18 protein-coding genes are annotated in these 15,744 nt (G+C 71.1%); 11 read left to right on the forward strand and 7 right to left on the reverse strand.

Going from position 1 to position 15,744, the window contains the following annotated elements; translation table 11 throughout:
* Positions 1-381 precede the first annotated feature (381 nt).
* Positions 382-1,632 (forward strand): hypothetical protein, encoded by a 1,251-nt coding sequence (locus AB0H71_RS33590; protein ID WP_357029543.1) that lies wholly within the window; start codon positions 382-384, stop codon positions 1,630-1,632.
* Positions 1,633-1,706: 74 nt separating this feature from the next.
* Here the strand turns inward: AB0H71_RS33590 and AB0H71_RS33595 are convergent, their stop codons facing one another.
* The 7 genes from AB0H71_RS33595 to AB0H71_RS33625 form a co-directional block, all read right to left on the reverse strand.
* The gene (locus AB0H71_RS33595; RefSeq protein ID WP_357029546.1) at positions 1,707-2,039 is read right to left on the reverse strand and encodes a hypothetical protein; all 333 of its coding nucleotides are present in this window, start codon (positions 2,037-2,039) and stop codon (positions 1,707-1,709) included.
* Positions 2,036-2,332 carry a hypothetical protein gene (locus AB0H71_RS33600; RefSeq protein WP_357029548.1) on the reverse strand — a complete coding sequence of 99 codons (297 nt, stop codon included), beginning with the start codon at positions 2,330-2,332 and terminating at the stop codon, positions 2,036-2,038. Before AB0H71_RS33600 ends, AB0H71_RS33595 begins: the two co-directional genes overlap by 4 nt.
* On the reverse strand, positions 2,329-3,810 hold the full coding sequence (locus AB0H71_RS33605; protein WP_357029551.1) for a hypothetical protein: 1,482 nt from the start codon (positions 3,808-3,810) through the stop codon (positions 2,329-2,331). Before AB0H71_RS33605 ends, AB0H71_RS33600 begins: the two co-directional genes overlap by 4 nt.
* A 171-nt stretch (positions 3,811-3,981) precedes the next feature.
* Entirely contained in the window at positions 3,982-5,877 is a 1,896-nt protein-coding gene (locus tag AB0H71_RS33610) for an FtsK/SpoIIIE domain-containing protein (RefSeq protein WP_357029554.1), read from the reverse strand.
* The gene (locus AB0H71_RS33615; protein WP_357029557.1) at positions 5,838-6,659 is read right to left on the reverse strand and encodes a hypothetical protein; all 822 of its coding nucleotides are present in this window, start codon (positions 6,657-6,659) and stop codon (positions 5,838-5,840) included. Before AB0H71_RS33615 ends, AB0H71_RS33610 begins: the two co-directional genes overlap by 40 nt.
* Positions 6,656-6,865: a hypothetical protein gene (locus AB0H71_RS33620; protein ID WP_357029560.1), complete on the reverse strand. Its 210-nt coding sequence runs from the start codon at positions 6,863-6,865 to the stop codon at positions 6,656-6,658. The genes AB0H71_RS33615 and AB0H71_RS33620 overlap by 4 nt, the downstream gene beginning before the upstream one ends.
* Before the next feature lie 62 nt (positions 6,866-6,927).
* Entirely contained in the window at positions 6,928-7,137 is a 210-nt protein-coding gene (locus AB0H71_RS33625) for a hypothetical protein (protein WP_357029562.1), read from the reverse strand.
* Between the two features lie 145 nt (positions 7,138-7,282).
* Between AB0H71_RS33625 and AB0H71_RS33630 the strand changes: the two genes are divergently transcribed.
* The 10 genes from AB0H71_RS33630 (at position 7,283) to AB0H71_RS33675 (ending at position 15,506) form a co-directional block, all read left to right on the forward strand.
* Positions 7,283-7,690, forward strand: coding sequence for a hypothetical protein (locus AB0H71_RS33630; RefSeq protein ID WP_357029565.1), 408 nt, complete (start codon positions 7,283-7,285; stop codon positions 7,688-7,690).
* 71 nt (positions 7,691-7,761) lie between these two features.
* Positions 7,762-8,031: a hypothetical protein gene (locus tag AB0H71_RS33635; protein ID WP_357029568.1), complete on the forward strand. Its 270-nt coding sequence runs from the start codon at positions 7,762-7,764 to the stop codon at positions 8,029-8,031.
* A complete protein-coding gene (locus AB0H71_RS33640; protein WP_357029571.1) occupies positions 8,028-8,486 on the forward strand; it encodes an RRQRL motif-containing zinc-binding protein in 459 nt (152 codons plus the stop codon). The genes AB0H71_RS33635 and AB0H71_RS33640 overlap by 4 nt, the downstream gene beginning before the upstream one ends.
* Before the next feature lie 262 nt (positions 8,487-8,748).
* The gene (locus AB0H71_RS33645) at positions 8,749-11,664 is read left to right on the forward strand and encodes a hypothetical protein (protein WP_357029574.1); all 2,916 of its coding nucleotides are present in this window, start codon (positions 8,749-8,751) and stop codon (positions 11,662-11,664) included.
* A complete protein-coding gene (locus AB0H71_RS33650) occupies positions 11,661-12,242 on the forward strand; it encodes a hypothetical protein (RefSeq protein ID WP_357029577.1) in 582 nt (193 codons plus the stop codon). The genes AB0H71_RS33645 and AB0H71_RS33650 overlap by 4 nt, the downstream gene beginning before the upstream one ends.
* 14 nt (positions 12,243-12,256) lie before the next feature.
* Positions 12,257-12,505 (forward strand): hypothetical protein, encoded by a 249-nt coding sequence (locus AB0H71_RS33655; protein ID WP_357029580.1) that lies wholly within the window; start codon positions 12,257-12,259, stop codon positions 12,503-12,505.
* Positions 12,506-13,022: 517 nt separating this feature from the next.
* Positions 13,023-13,223: a hypothetical protein gene (locus AB0H71_RS33660; RefSeq protein ID WP_357029583.1), complete on the forward strand. Its 201-nt coding sequence runs from the start codon at positions 13,023-13,025 to the stop codon at positions 13,221-13,223.
* A gap of 806 nt (positions 13,224-14,029) precedes the next feature.
* Complete coding sequence (locus tag AB0H71_RS33665) at positions 14,030-14,683, forward strand: ParA family protein (protein WP_357029586.1); 654 nt, start codon at positions 14,030-14,032, stop codon at positions 14,681-14,683.
* Positions 14,684-14,685: 2 nt separating this feature from the next.
* The gene (locus AB0H71_RS33670) at positions 14,686-15,090 is read left to right on the forward strand and encodes a hypothetical protein (RefSeq protein WP_357029589.1); all 405 of its coding nucleotides are present in this window, start codon (positions 14,686-14,688) and stop codon (positions 15,088-15,090) included.
* A gap of 20 nt (positions 15,091-15,110) precedes the next feature.
* Positions 15,111-15,506: a hypothetical protein gene (locus AB0H71_RS33675; protein ID WP_357029592.1), complete on the forward strand. Its 396-nt coding sequence runs from the start codon at positions 15,111-15,113 to the stop codon at positions 15,504-15,506.
* The last annotated feature ends 238 nt before the right edge of the window (positions 15,507-15,744 follow it).

Below are 15,744 nucleotides of genomic sequence, written 5' to 3' on the forward strand. Positions count from 1 at the left end.
CCGTAACGTTACCGGTTACAATTTTCTAGAAAATTGTAACCGGTAACGTTACGGAAACGTTTGCTGTACCCGTAACCTGTATACTGTAACCGGTAATCTGTCAATCCCTGTCTTTCCCGATTAGTGGGGCTGAGCTGGGGGTCTGTCCCGGCTCCTGGTCTCTGTCTCTCTCTCATGACTCCAGTATACACACGTTGGTCCAGGATTCGCAACCCATATCGCACCTTTTCCGGTAATTCTGTAGAAAAGTCCTCTGAACTGCACATATGTTCCGTATCGGCTGAGAATGCTGGAGTCGTTACGGTACAGGCAATAGGGTTCCGGGCATTTTCCGGTGGTTATCCTGTTGTAGTTCCTGTAATCCTGTAGTAAGCTGTAATCATGCCCACCGGAGCCGAGCAGGAGGACACCATGAGCGACACCGAGACCCCGACCACCGAAACCGCCTACAAGACCGACGTTTTCGCGCCCGGCGAGATCGTCGGGGTGTGCCAGTTCCCGACCGGCCCGGACGCGGTCTGCGGGAACCCGGTCTACGCCAACACCTCGAAGGGCCGCTTGCCCCGGTACTGCGGCCAGCCCGAGCAGGCGCAGTGGCAGCAGGAGCACGGCAGCACCGGCGTGGCCGGGCACCTCTCCGACCGCGCCGGGTACCCGCGCAAGCAGTTCGGCATGAGCACCGAGCGCGCCGCCGAGCTGGCGGCGATCGAGGCGAAGGCGCGCGGGTACGGCAACCGCCGCCTCAAGACCGATCCCGCCCCGGCCGCCGCCCCGGCAGTTCCGGCCGAGACCACTGCCGTTGCCGTCGCCGAGCTGCCCGCCGATCTGTCCGACGCGCTCGCCGCGCTGTACCCCTCCCCGATCGCGGCGCTCGCCGAGCTGGCACGGCTGACCGTGGGCCGGGCGGCGGCGGCCCGCGCCGAGATGGACGAGCTGCGCGCCGGGGCCGACAACTACATCGAGGACATGGAGGTCAGGCACGCGGCGGCGCTCGACGAGCTGGCCGAGCAGCGCGCCGCGCTGGAGGCCGATCGGGCTGAGGCCCAGGCCACCACCGAGGAGGCCAAGAAGGAGATCGAGGCGGCGCGCGACAGCCGGAACCGGCTGGAGGGCCAGCTCGGCGAGGCCCGTGACCGGATCGCCGAGCTGGAGCGCCGGATCGAGGCGATGCGGTCGCAGCACCAGGACGAGCTGGAGGAAGTGCGCGCCCGGGAAGAGGCGCGGCTTGAGCGGATCCTGGGGGTCTTCGCGCTCACGGCCAAGGTCGATCCGACCGCCGCCGCCGCGGTGAAGGCGGCGGAGCCGGAAACGCCGGCCGATCCTCCGGCCGAGCAGGAGGTGACCGCTCCGGCTCCGACTCGCAGGCGCCGGAGCGCCGCCAAGCCGGAATCGACCGAGGCGGGGGCGAAGATGCTCGCGCCCCTGATCGCGCGGGGCCTGGTCATCCGGACCGGGGACATGTGGCAGACCGACGGCTCGCCCGCGACCACCGGCGGCGCCGAGACCCTCGATCACATGCTGGCGACCGGGCTGCTGGTCCTGGAGGACGCCGACGGGGACAAGTCGGTGGCGCGGCTGACCGAGGAGGGCGCGAAGCTGGCCCCGCCGTGGCAGCGCGGCGGCAAGATGTAGTCCGCGCGTATGCGCCCGTACGCACAAACGGACCCCGGCCAGGAGGCCGGGGTCCGTTGCCGTGCGCGCCCTGGTCAGAACGGTGACTCGCTGCCGTCCGCCGGGCGGCTGGCGGGGTAGGCCCGCAGCGGCGAGCCGGGCAGCAGCCCGTCCAGCCGGTCCGGCACCGCGATCTCCAGCAGCGGGCGCGAGCAGGTCCAGCACTCGTCGAAATCGGGCTCCTCGCCGTGGCTGGCGAGGTTGATGTAGCCGCGCCCGCCGCACTCGGAGCACCGCGGGCAGGTGCCCACCCGCAGCGACCAGACCACGGTGGGGCTGCCGCCACCCAGGCGCCAGCGGCGCAGCGTCCAGGGCCGGTGCGGGTGGCGCAGGGTGCCCGTGATCGGCCAGTGCGGGGGGAGCTTCACTGCCGGGCTCCGTCCTCGTCACGGCGGCGCGCAGCCGCGGCGACGATGGCCGGGAACTTCTCCCCCGCGCGCAGCTCCAGCAGGGTCTCCACCGCCGCGATGGCGGTGTCGTAGTGCGCGCCCATCACCCGGGCGGCGCGCTCGCCGTTGGCGGTGACCGCCAGGTCCGCGGCGGCGCGCAGCGAGTCGTAGGCGCGGGCCAGCTCGCGGTCCACCACGGTGCCCGTGGCGGCGGGGTCGTTCTCGCGCTCGGCTTCCATGGCGCCGATCAGGTGGTCGTCGTTGGTGCTCACTGCTGGTCCCCCTCGATGGTGGTGGTGCTGGTGGTCTGCGCGCCGGGGCGCTCGTCGGCCGGGGTCGCGCCCAGGATCATCTCCGAGTAGCGCCCCGAGGCCCAGGAGTGCACCCAGATCACCACGCCGACCATGACCGGCGCGATAGCGAACTCGGCGGCGCGGCCGAGATCCCCCGCGGCGATGTGCGGGCCGGTGTTGAGCGTGATGGTGAGGGCCAGGAGCGCGAGCTCGGCGGCGATCACCTTGCCGCGCTGCTGCTCGGTGTTCTCGCGCCCGGCGTCGGTGGTGGTGAGCATGATGGCGATCAGCGGGACCGAGATCATGGCCTCCAGCCCGAACGACAGCCAGAACAGCGGCTCGCTCATGTCCCCGGAGGGCACGAGGTTGCGCTGCACGTTGACCCCGGACCAGATCATGCCGATCACCACCACGGCCACCAGGGCGCGCGCGATCAGCTCCGAGCGGCGGTAGAGCACCGCCAGGCGCGCGTCCGGGCTGGCCAGGCGGCGGCGCTTGGCGACCGCGCGCCGGTGCCAGCGGGCGCTGCTGGACTCCTCGCGGGCCTCGGCCTCGATGTCCTTGCGCTCGCGCTCCAGGCGCCGCAGCTTGGCGTCGATCGTGGCCTGGCGGATCTGGCGCTCGGCGGCGCGCTCACGCTCGGCGAGCGCGCGGTCGGCGGCGATCTCCTCCTCGCTCAGTGCCTCCAGCAGCGCCCGGTCGCCCTGGTAGGCCAGCCGTCCCCGGGCGCGTGCGACCCGCTGGGCCAGCTCTGCGGTCTCCTCGTCGGTGGGCAGCGCGAGGCCGGCCGAATCGGCGGGTGTACCGGTGCCCGGCTCGGGGTGAACATCGGTGCGGACAGCGGCGGGGGTGTCCACCGGGGCGGGGTGAACGTCGGCGGCGGGCACCGGCAGGCGCTCGGCGCGGGTGTGGACGGCCGGGGCGGGGGCAGTGGTCACGGAGTGATCGACCATGTGGACGTCCTCGGCGGGCTCGGCGGCGGAAATGGACGGGGTGAACGGCTCCGGACGGGGCCGCCCGGCGTGCTCGGCGTTCCAGGTCTTGACCGTGTTGTAGAGGTGGGTGCGGCTGATATCGGTCACGCCGCGCTCGGCGAGCCAGCGCCCCACCGCCGCCGGGGTCGGGTTCGGCACCGATACGCAGGCGAAACGGATCTGGCGGGCCTTGTCGCCCAGCGCCGCGAGAGCCGCGGCATCGGTCTCGGCCGACGCCGTGGCGCGGCGCACCGCGGCGGGCTCGCCCGCCGGGGCGCCCGCGCCGGGAGCGCTGCCGGGCTCGGCGGCGCGGGCGCCGGAGTGAACACCGGAGTGTGCATCGGGTGTACCCGGCGCCGGGGCGGAGTGGTCACCGGCGCTGTCCGGCGCGTCGGCGGGCTCGCCGGGGTGTACACCCTCGCCCGAGTGGACGTCGCCGGAGTGGACACCGGAGTGAACGGCGGCGGTGGGAAGGGTGTACACCGCCGCCGTGTGGACATCGGAGTGAACAGTGGACTCGGAGTGCACACCCGGAGTGTGCACTGTGCGGCTGTTGGTGGACATGGTGGACTCCTGAGCGTCTGCGCGTACGCGCGTAGAAGAGGTGGGGCCGGGCGGCCGGGAGGAGAGCTCGGGCATCGTCGCCTCGCTCCCCTACCCGAGCCGCTTCTTGAGCCGGTGGTACTGCTGGCGGTGGTCGGAGGGGTTGCCGTTCTCGTCGAGCTGGCAGAACAGCGCGGGCCTGCCGCCACGGGTCTGCTCCAGTTTCTTCCCGCAGAACTTGCAGTGGCCGGCCTTTTCCTCCGGGAGCCGGTCGACCAGCGGCGGCTCGGCGTCCGCAGCGTGCAGCTGGAGCACGTTGCCGCGCTCGGCCGAGGCCGAATCAGCCGCGGCTGCGGCAGGCATCGGCGCTCCGGTGAGCGCGGCCTGGGTGGCGATCTGGGTCCGCGACGGCACCCCGGGCGGGCGGCCGAAGATCCGCACCGTCTGGGTGATGTCCTGGTCGTGGACGTCGTAGAACCGGGTGCGCTGGGCGGGGCCGCCGGTCTCGCTCAGCACGAATGCCGTGCCGACCTCCTCGGCGGTGATCTCGGTGGCGCGCACGCCGCGCTCGCGTGCCCCGTGCCCGAAGGTCATCTGTTCCTGCTGCGGCCCGGCCTGGCGCAGCCCGACGACCAGCGACACCAGATCGCGCAGCAGCTCCATGACCTCCTTGGCCGCGTTCTGGGTGGTGAGCACGACCGTGATCCCGACCGCGCGGGCCTGGGTGAGCAGCTCGATCAGCATCTCGGCCGCGAGTTCGATGATCTTGCCCTTGACCTCGGTGGGGCGGACCACGCCGTCGTTGCCGCGGACCGGCAGCGTGACCGTTATCTGTGCCTTGCCGGGGATCTTCAGCAGCGCCATCGCCTCCTCGATCACCAGCATCAGGTGCGGGTCACCGGGGCTCGGGAAGTGCTTGCGGGTGGGCTCGCCGGTCAGCTCGGCAACGCTGGCGTAGGCGTCGCGGCGCTCATCGAGCACGTTGACCGCCAGCTGGAGCGCCACCAGGGCCTCGGCCGGGGTCTTGGACCACGTCTCGTACAGCCGCGCGCCCGCGGCCATCTCCATCCGCTTGAGATCCACCATGTGAACCTCCAGCACCCCGGCCGGGATCAGCGGGGCCAGCCCGAGCAGCAGCGACTGCACCGCACCAGACTTGCCCGACCCGGTGAGCCCGGTGAACAGCAGGTGATTGCCGCGCACCCGCAGCCGGTGGACGCCGCCGTCGTCGCGCATCCCGACCCGCGCCCCGTCCAGGAGCGCGGTCAGCTCCTCGATGCCCGACACCTGCTCCGGACCGGGGTAGCGCACCGCGTCGGCAAGCGGGTTGGTCACCCGCAGATCCAGCACCACGCGACGGCCGTCGGCGGCGATGATCTGCGCTTCGGGCACGTCCAGGGCCGAGGCGATGTTGGGCAGGCGGGCGGCGAACTCGCGCACCGACCAGCCGCCCTCGGGAACCCAGAGCTGGATGCGGGCACCGGCGCGGGTCGGGGCGATGCCGTCGTTCATCAGCACCAGGCCGTCCGCGGTGGTCAGCCACAGGCCGTTGTTGCCCAGCTCCACCCCGGGCGGCAGATCCTTGTCCGACCGGAACGGCAGCAGCCGCGGCCACTCTCCGGGATCGCCGGTCGCCGGGTTCGCCGGGCGGCCCAGGCGGACCTGCTCCCCGGTCCAAGTCGCCATGGCCGAGAACGGATCGGACACCCGCCACAGCGCCGTTTCCAGCCTCGGGTGGAACCAGCTGGCGAACTCCGCCCACTGCTTGCGCTCGGCCTCGATGGCGAGACGCTCACGCCGGGACTTGCTGACCTTGCCCGCGGCGACCAGACCACCCACGGTGCCGACCGCCGCGGCTACCCCGGCCGGGCCGGTCCACCCCGCCGCCCCGAGGTTCTCCATGGTGAAGTAGGCGACCAGCGACCCGAAGGTCAGCACTCCCCCGCCTGCGATCACTGCGGCGGCCATCAGTTCGCCCCCGCCGGTGCCGTTGCCTGTGTTGCCCATGTCGCCCACCTCAGTTCCCCACGCAGCCCGTACCGCTGGCTCAGCGGCAGCCGGACCCTCGCCCCATCATGTCGGGTTCGCTGGACACTCGCCCATACGATTTGCAGCCGGATCCCGCTCACCCGGATTCCCAGCGCCGGACCGGCCTGGTGGCCGGTGCGCTGCTGCTGCTTGCGCGGCTGCTGCTGTACCGGCAGCCCGATCGGGATCACCGGCGCCACCGGAGCGGGCAGCGCCAGCGGCGCACGCCGCGGCTTCGGCCGCCGATCGAAGGTGATCGTGATATCGCGGTGGGCCACCTCGCCCAGGCGCACCACCGCCGACCGCGCGCCGAACTCCGCAGCCAGCGCCGCCGACGCCTCGTGGAAGGCCACCGCACCCTGCCCGGGGACCAGGCGCACCCGCACGATGTCCTCACCGTCGACGCGGTGCACCGACATCACCCGCGGCACCTGCACCCCGCTGGGCCTGGTCACGGTCAGCCCGAGATCGGTCATCACCCGCGCCCAGCGCCGTCGGTAGAGGTAGAGCGCCCGAGCCGCGGCCACCAGCCACACCCGCAGGTGCCGGACCACCACCAGGAGCACACCGATCCCGGCCAGCGCACCGCTAGCGCCCAGCGCGACCGGCCCCGCCCACTGCTGCGCCGTCTGCGCGTACGCGCCCATATCCGCAATCGACAGATTGCCGGTGCACGCCGCCGTCGCCAGCAGCATCATCACCACCACCGCCACGCTCTCGGCCGTGTCCTTGCCCGTCCAGGGCTCCTGCCGCCTGCTCATTCCGCACCACCGATCCGGGTCGAGAACTGGGTCGACCCAGTCGACCGCGACGCGAGGCCAGCCGGAACGGAGCAATGCCCGGATACTTCGGCGCCGCGGTGCAACCGGAACAGCCGGACCGCCGCGACCAGGTAGACCGCGCCGTTGCCCAGCACCAGCACACCCAGCACCGCGACCAGCCAGAGCCGATCGGTGTAGAGCGCCACCAAGTACGCCGCGACCAGCAGCGGGAACGGCGCGAGCAGCGAAATCGGGTAGAGCCGGGCGGCTACTCCGGCGCGGTGTCCTTCGACAGCGCGGCTCGAACGTGCTCCAGGTCGATCGCTCCCGACAGCCAGCCGTGCGCGAGCGTCTCCATGACGCCCTGCCAGCTCTCGCCGTCCGTCGCCAGCTTCACCCGTGCGGACTTCCAGGTCTCGTCGTCCAGCCGAACGGTGCGCGGCGCCCATTTGTTGCGGGGCGAATCGGGCGTAGTCACGGAAGCCATGATCGCATGACTTCTTGACACCACCTCTGACGTGCGGTTTCTCATTCTTCATTCCACTCTCTCCCTTGGTGTGAAGGCATGCATTCATGATAGCATGGCTTCATGCAGTCACACGACCGCATGAGAGGAGACCGGAATGAAACTGCTGCACCAGGCCCCGCCGGACGTGACCCTGCGAGTGGAGAACACGGCGCTGCGGCGCGAGAACACCCGATTGCAGGACGAACTGACCAGCGCCCGCAGCGAGCTGGCGGCGGCCCGCGCCGAGCTGCGCGCCGGGTGGGCCGACATGGACGACCTGCTCGACCTCGCCAGCTCCTACGCCCTCGCCGCCCCGGCCGAGCGCCTCGGGATCGCGCGGGTATGGGAGCGGTGGGCCTGCCCCGACACCCGCCCGCTCACCACCGCCCAGGCGCGAACGGTGATGCAGCAGCACCGCGGCTGCCTCACCGGGGAGTGCCGGGTCCGGGCCACCGCCGTGCGGGTGCTGCGCGACTCCGGGCACCTGGTCCCCGATTCCGGTCGGCGCTCGCCGATCTCCTGACGCAGCGAGGCACCGGCCAGTTCGTGGCTGGCCGGTGCCTCTCGATCATCTTCCCAGATAGGACCACCGAAATGCCTCTCCAGACCATCACTCTCGACACCCCGGAGCCCGGTGCCGTCGACCTCCTGGTCGTCGCCCGGCCCAGCGAGACCCGCCAGCAGATCAGCGATCTGGCCGCCAATTCGCTCATCGCCGCCACCAAGACCTCGACCGCGAAGATCCGGATCCACATCCGCCAGCGCGGTCGGCTGATCTTCCACCGCCACGAGGAGCTGTCGGCCGTGCTGACCGACCTGTCCCTGTGGGGCCGCGACAGCGACGCCGGTGGCGCGCAGTCGTGAGCACGCCCGTCTACCGATGGCGGTGCGCGCCATCACATCTCCGGACCCGGCGGCAGCTCTCTGCCGCCGGGCTCCGGCCCGCCGGGCAGGACATCGCAGCCGTGCTGCGGCGCCAGCGCCGCGGGCGCGTCCTGGTGGCCCACCTCTACGACGTGAACCTCGCGGCGCCGAAAAGGCCGGCCACCGCCGCCCAGCTCGCCGCGCTGGCGAAGGCCACCGCGGCTCGCCAGCAGCGCGCGGCCGAGCGGCGCGGGATCGACCTGAGCGCTCCGGACGACGACCCGGGCACCGGGTGGCCGGAACCCGATCGCGGGCCGAATCCCTTTGACCTGCAAGAGGGATTCGCGCGAGGCGGGGAGATGGCACACCGCGTGTGCGAGCCGGGCACCGGAAAGACCACGGGGCGAGGAGAACAGCCCCCTGGAGTACCGCGTGTCGGGTTCACGAAACCGTGACCCGACCGGCAGAGTAGGCCCCCAGAAAGACCAGTGCCCGCCCCCTGGAGGTCTTCACGATCCGGTTACCAGCCGGATCAACCACCGAGGGGGCGGGCTAAGCAAAGGCGAACCTCGCGAGGATGAGGGTACAACAGCCGTCAGAGCGCAGTCGACACGACACGAGACGACACGCGACGACATGTCCGGACAGAACCGGACACCGGCAGACCCACCCTTCCGCACCTCGCGAGTGCTTCGCCCCGATCCCATTGAGGGGTAGATGAGCACGCCCGACAACGTGGTGCAGTTCCCGAACTCCACCGACGCCGATCCCGCCGAGACCTTGGCGTTCTTCTCCGGCGGCAACCGCTACAAGCTCGACCGCAAGACCGGCATTATCGCCAAGGTCGGCAAGGACACCCGGCGAGCCGTTCTCCCGTTCGTGCCCGAAGTCCACGAGGTCATGGTCGACCTGGACGAGGACGACCTCCAGGACCGCAAGCTCTACACCGTCTCGGTCGGTACCGAGCAGACCCGCGTGACCCACCGCCAGGTGCTCACCGGCGACGTGTGGGCCGAATTCTCGGTGTCGGGCACCGCTTCCCGGGGCATGGTCAACGTGCTCGCCGACGCCGTGCTGCGCCTGGCCGAGGACCACGAGACCACCCCGCTGCACCGCCACACCGGCTGGACCGAGCGCGACGGCCGCCCGGTCTACCTCACCGGCGACGCCTGCATCGGCGCCGACGGCCCGGTGCCCGGCTTCGCCCTGGAGCTCGGCCCGCGCATCGGGGCCTACGCCCTGCCCGCCCCGCCCGACGCCGACCAGGAGCGCGACGCGGTGCGCGCCTCGCTGGACCTGCTGAACCTCGCGCCGGGCGAGGTCATGTGGCCGCTGCTGCTCATGACCTACCTGCCCGTCATGGAGCTGCTCGCACCGCGCCCGGACTTCCTCGGCGTGCTCTACGGGCCCTCCGACACCTGCAAATCGGTGCTGGCCGGGATCGGGCTCTCGCACTACAGCCCGAGGAGCCTGCTCGATCCCTTCCCGCAGAACTTCTCCAGCACCCGGGTCTCGCTGGAGACCTACGCCTACGGGGCCAAGAACGCGCTCCAGGTCATCGACGACGCCCACCCGGCATCGAACCGCCGCGAGGCCACCGAGATCAACGAGAAGTTCGAGTACCTGGCCCGCACCGCCGCCAACGGCTCGGCACGGGGCCGCGGCTCGCGCTCGGGCGGGGACCGCAAGGACCGCCCGCCCCGCGGCTTCGCCATGGTCACCGCGGAACTGAAGTTCAAGGTGCCCAGCGCCGAGAACCGGTCGTTCGTGGTCGGGTTGCAGCGCGGGCAGGTCGACAAAGCCCAGCTCAACCACATCACCACCCAGGCCGCGGCCGGGGTCTACGCCACCGCCATGGCCGGGTTCGTCCGCTACATCGCCCGCCAGGCCGAGGCGGGGCGGACCGACGTCTACCGCGCGGGCTGGGCCGAGCTGCGCGGCGAGCTGGTCGACGAGGGGCGCGGGCGCTCGGCGAGTCACCTGGCGCACCTGCTGCTCACCGCCCAGGCGCTGCTCGACTACGCCAGCGAGATCGACGCGATCGACGAGCGCCAGGCCGAGGAACTCTACGGGCAGGTCAACGCGGCGCTGGTCGCCGTCGATGCCACCGCCGCCGCCGGACGGGTCGAGATCGACCCGGTGACCCGCTGGACCGAGCTGCTGCGCGAGGCGTTCGACTCCAAGCAGGCCCACGTGGAATCCATGACCGGGCACACCCCGGAGGACTCCACCCGGTGGGGCTGGGAGAACCTGCCCAGCTCGATGGGCGGCGGCCCCGAGAGCCAGCGCCGCGGGCTCATGCTCGGGAACCTCTCCGAGGACGGCCGGACCCTGTACCTCATCCCGAAGGCCACTCACGAGCTGCTGAGCAAGATGGCTGGCGGCGAGGGATTCGGACTCGATGACCGGGCGCTGAACGACCGGCTCGGCGAGGCCGGGGTCATCCTGAGCCGGACCGAGAGCGGGCAGGCCCGCTGCACTCACCAGGTGCGGATCGGCGGCGGGAAGCCGCGCCGTCTGTGGGTCGCCACCGCCGCTCTCGACACCCGGATCGGTGCTGTCCCCTCGGAAGGGGACAGCGAAGGGGACAGCAAAGGGGACAGCATTCAGGGCTCTGAACTGCAAGAACGCAGCGTGTCCCCTCTGTCCCCTGTGTCCCCTCAGAAAAACGGTCCCTCTGCAAAAAACACCGGGAACGCGCACCGGGCGCACATCGCCGAGCGGGTAGCCGCAGCGCTGGCCAAGACCGGAGGCGACGCCGAAGCGGCGACCCGGATCCTGGTCGCCACCGCCATCCCCGACGCGATGGCCCTGCTCGACGCCACACGGGCCGGAAGCCGCTACGACCACACCGCGCACCCGGCAGAGCCGGAGATCCTCCGCAAGCCCGCCAAGGGGGCCGCAAACGCCATCTGGGAAGCGCGGCCCCGCTGGACCAACCCCGCCACCCCGCACGGCACCGTCATCGCCCCGCTCGACGTCAACGCCGCCTACCTCCAGGGCATGACCACCCACCTGCCGATCGGGGCGCTCCAGCACCAGCAGGGCCCCGAGTTCGACCGCAAGCGCTCCGGGGTGTACCTGACCACCCCCGGACCCTGGAACCACGACCGGCTGCCCAACCCGCTCGGGCACCGCACCACCCCGGGACCGGTCTGGCTCACCCGCCCGACGCTCCAGCTCCTCACCGACCTGTCCACCGACGCCTACGGGGCGCTGTGCGAGGCCCCGATCGTCCACGAGTCCTGGACCAGCGGATCGAGCGAGGGCCTGCTGCGCACCTTCAAGGAGCTGCTGCGCGACGCCCGCGCCGAGGCCATCGCCACCGGTGACACCACGACCGAGACCTACGTCAAGGCCATGTACTCCAAGTTCGTCTCCACCATGGCGAAATCCAGCCGGTACAACCACGATCTGGAGCGCACCGACTGGGGCCACATCATCCGCGCCCAGGCCCATGCCAACCTCTGGCGCCGCGCCCACAAGGCCGACGCCGCCGGGCTGCTGGTCCACCGCGTCACCGGCGTCGACGAGCTGCACGTCGCCGGAGACTGGCGCGCGGTCTGGCCCGAGGGCCGGGGCCTGGGCGAGATGAAGCCCAAGGGCGACACCTACCGGGCCGGTGAAGCGTGAGCGGCGGCGGCAAGCTCACCGGCGGCAGCGGGGCCAGCGGCGTCGGCGGCGGCCAGGCCATCTCCGACCGGCTCAGCGAGCTGGCCGAGGGCGTGAAGTCGCCGGTCACCACCGACCGGGGTCTCTCGGCGCGGCTGCGGTACCTGACCAAGTCCTCGGCCGGGTACGAGGCCATGGAATCGGCCGGCCTCGACGTGACGGCCCGCACCTTCACCGCCTGGCTGGCCGAGGAGCGGACCCCGAACGCGGCCAACCTCGCCAAGATCGAAGCCGCCTACACCGACCTGCACCACCAGAACATGGCCGGATCGCTGAAGCGGCGACTCAGCGGAGACGGCACCGGCACCCGGATCGAGGTGCACCCGGTCGACCAGAGCGCGGTACCGCCCGAGCAGCAGCGCGATCTGCGTATCCGCCGGGTCACCGTCCGGCCCGACGAGTGGACGCGCCTGGTCGACCAGTGGGCAGCAGGCGACATCGGCGCGATGAACGCGACCTGGGCCCAGGTCGCCGCCGACACCCTCGGCACCGACTGGCACGCCTACGAGGCGGTCGACCATATCGGGTTCGGCGCATGAGCCCGGATGCCACGATGAACACCAACTCAGGGGGAACCATGCTCGCCGACCTCGGCACCGCCGCGATCGTCTTCGCTCTCGTCAGCGGGGTCTACCTCGCCGTGCACGCCGTCGCCGACGTGCTCGGCCGCCAGCACCAGCCGCGGCTCACCACCGCCCGCGACTGGGCCGATGCTCTGGTGCTGGCGGTGCTCGACAACGCCCACCGGCGCCGCTGGATCTTCGTGGCCGCCGCGATCATCGCGGTGCCGCTGTCCTGGTAGCCGCTCCGGCGGGAAGTCTCTACCGGCGTTGAGACTTCGGTGCTCCACCGCAGGAGCGGGCCCCTTTTGCCGGTCTGGCGCGGGGCGCCGGTCTGCGGTTTTCCGAGACGCCCTCTCCTGATCGGGATCGCAAAACGCCGTTGACCAGGGCAAACAACCCGAAAACAGACCGCTTGGTGATGAAACTAGACGCCGGGCGTCTCGCTAGCTTCACTGAGTACCGGCCCCCGGAGGACATCCAATGGCGGGCCGATACCCCCGTCTCCGGGTTCCTACGCACAACAAAACACAGCTCTGACCAGCACAAACAAGAAATTAGGTGTCTCCAGGAACATTCCGCAGCCAAAACACGGAAGACTGGTACACGGAAGACTGGTACACGGCGCACTCACGAGGTGCCGCCATAGACGCTCTCCACAAAAAGAGCGCTGCTCCTGCCGGTTGACGCCCGGCAGGAGCAGCAGGGTGTGTCCCCGAATGCACGAAGCTCCAACTACGAACACATAGGAACAACAACATGAGCGTACTTCGCCCAGGTGGCGAGTGGCATCCGCAGCAGCCCTACCAGCCCGAGGATGACCCGCTCGTCGCCATCTGCGCCTCGCTGAATCTCGCGGTGATGACCGGCCTCGCTACCGGTGACCCCGGTGCCGGAGCGACCGTTCTCGCCGCCGCACTGAGCCTGTTCGCCGCCTACCGGGAGTACCGCGGGAAGTAGCCCCCGCTCTCCCGATCGACCTCGAAGGCCCCGCCGTGACCCGGCGGGGCCTTCGAGCTATCTGACCGCACTCACCCCCGGACCCTCTCCGAACTCACCGCGTCACCACCGCGCCGATCCCGCCGCCCGCGGCTCGATTCCGGCCCAGAACCACCCCGCAGACCCGACACACCTCTTGCACCATTCCGACCTCGATTACGACACCGGTAGCTCAATCGCTGATCCACCACCCCGCCGCCGTACCTCATTTCGGGTACGGCTCCTGATCCCTCAGCCGAGAGTGGGGTGGACTGCAAATCAGCAGCACCCCGCCCGGCCACCGGCTGTGAGCGCTATATCCGCAGCTCACAGAGCATTTCGCGGAATTTCGACCCCTGGATTACCCCCTGGACCAGCCCCTGGATTACCCCCTGGACCCAAACCCTGCGCTAATCCAGGGGGTAATCCGGTACCTAATCCAGGGGGTAATCCAGGGGGTAATCCAGGGGTCCGGCGCCGCGGTGAGCAGCCCGGCCGCGCCGCCTCCGCGATCCCGGGACCGTTGGCCGGCCACCGCGAGATCCGCGTTCCCCCGGGGACTGGACGGCGTGCCCCCGGGGAGTCCCCAGGGGACGCCAGCGCGATCCCCGGGGGAACGCCGCGGCTCCCTGGGGGACTCCCCAGGGGACCGGGATCGGTTCCCCCCAGGGACACAGCATCCGCCCAGCTCAGCCGGGGGGGACGCCCTGCGGTGCCGCGCTATCCTGAGTCCACCCATCCGCGCGTATGGGCGCGTACTGCCGATCCGACCAGCGAGAGCGAGCTCGATGACCGCGATCACCATCGCCAACCTCAAGGGCGGAGTCGGCAAGACCACCACCGCTATCTGCCTCGCCCTGGGCCTGGCCGAGCAGGGACCGACACTGCTGGTCGACGCCGACCCTCAACGCTCGGCCAGCAAGTGGGCCACCCTCGCCGCAGACCTGTGGCCGCGAGACCGGCTCTCCCTCGTCTCCTGGTCCGACCCCCGCACCCTGGAGCGCCAGATCCGCTCCGCCCGCGAGCGCTACCACCACGTCGTGGTCGACACCCCGCCCTCCCGCGACCGCGTCAAGCGCACCAGCCTGGAGGCCCGCGCCGTGGAGGCCGCGCTCATGGCGACCGGGCACCTGCTCGTCCCCACCTCCAGCAGCGGGATCGACCTGGCCGAGATCGGCGACACCTTCGCCGTAGCCCGCGCTGTCGACGAACGCCGCCCGATCCTGACCTCGGTCCTGGTCGTCCGGATCATGCTCGCCACCATCGAGGCCGCCGAAGTCCAGGACGTCCTGGCCGGTGAAGGCTTCCCGGTCATGCGCACGATGATCCCGGCCCGCATCGGCATCACCCGCGCCATGGGCACCGTCCCGAGCCTCACCGGACCCTTCGCCGCCTACGCCGACGCCCTCACCGAGATCCAGCAGCGCCACCAGGAGCCGTGACCATGACCCGACCGCCCCGCCCCGAGGACACCGGCACCACCGCAGCCAAGAAGCCCAGCGCCACCCGCGCCGCGATGTCCAAGGCCATCAGCGCCGGTGGCCGCCCGAGCGAGGAACCCGCACCACGGCGCCGCCGCCTGCTCAACCCCGGCCCGCCGGGCGCCGAGAGCCAGGTCGACGAGCGGCCAGCGCTCCAGCGGCGCAGCCAGACCAAGCGCCAGCAGGGCATCAACTTCGATATCCTCCTGCTGGAGTACGCCCGCGACGCCGTCGCCCTCATGGGCCGCCGCCACCCCGAAGAGGCCGGGTCGGAATCCCTTGCCGCACTGGTCGACCAGGCGCTGCGCGAGAAGCTCGACAAGTGGGAACGCAAGTACAACGACGGCAAGGCCCTGCCGCCGCTCTGACCACCGACCAGGGGGGAACCATGACCACCGACCACACCACCGCCGACCAACTCGGCCCCGACGCCGCCACCTGGACCGCCCCGCGGCCGGCCGAATCCGCGACCGCGACCACCGGCCGCGAGCACGAGATCGCCGCGGCGCTCGGCCAGCTCGGCGCCGACTTCACCGCCGCCGTGCTGATCGCCGCCGACGCCGAGACCGCCACCGACCTCGACTCCCTCGCCGACCAGCTCGCCGTGCTCGCCGGTGCCCTGGAGCACGCCACCCGCCGGGTCACCGCGATCACCGACGCCGTCGCCGAGCACGGCCAGGCCGACGACCCCGAGCTGCTCGACCCGAAGGCCAGCAAAGCCGCGCTGCGCGAGGCGCTACTGCCCGGTCTGCTCGACCGCGTCGTCGCCGGGGTCTGGGGCTGACTCCCCAGCCCGGTGGTATGGGCGTATGCGCCCATACCACCGGAAACCCGGCCGAGCCGGACCGGTTTTCCGGTTTTCCTGTAAAGCCGTGAGGCAATCCTGTAATTCGTTGTGATCCGTTGTGCGGCAACGGATTCCGGCGAAGCCGGATATCCGGCACCGCCGGATGCGTTGCTACGCAACGCATTTCGGCCGCGAAGCGGCCGCGCGCAGGTCTCCTGCGGAGGCCCGCCGCGCG

The sequence above is a fragment of the Nocardia sp. NPDC050697 genome, from assembly GCF_040654395.1.
Classification (GTDB): domain Bacteria; phylum Actinomycetota; class Actinomycetes; order Mycobacteriales; family Mycobacteriaceae; genus Nocardia.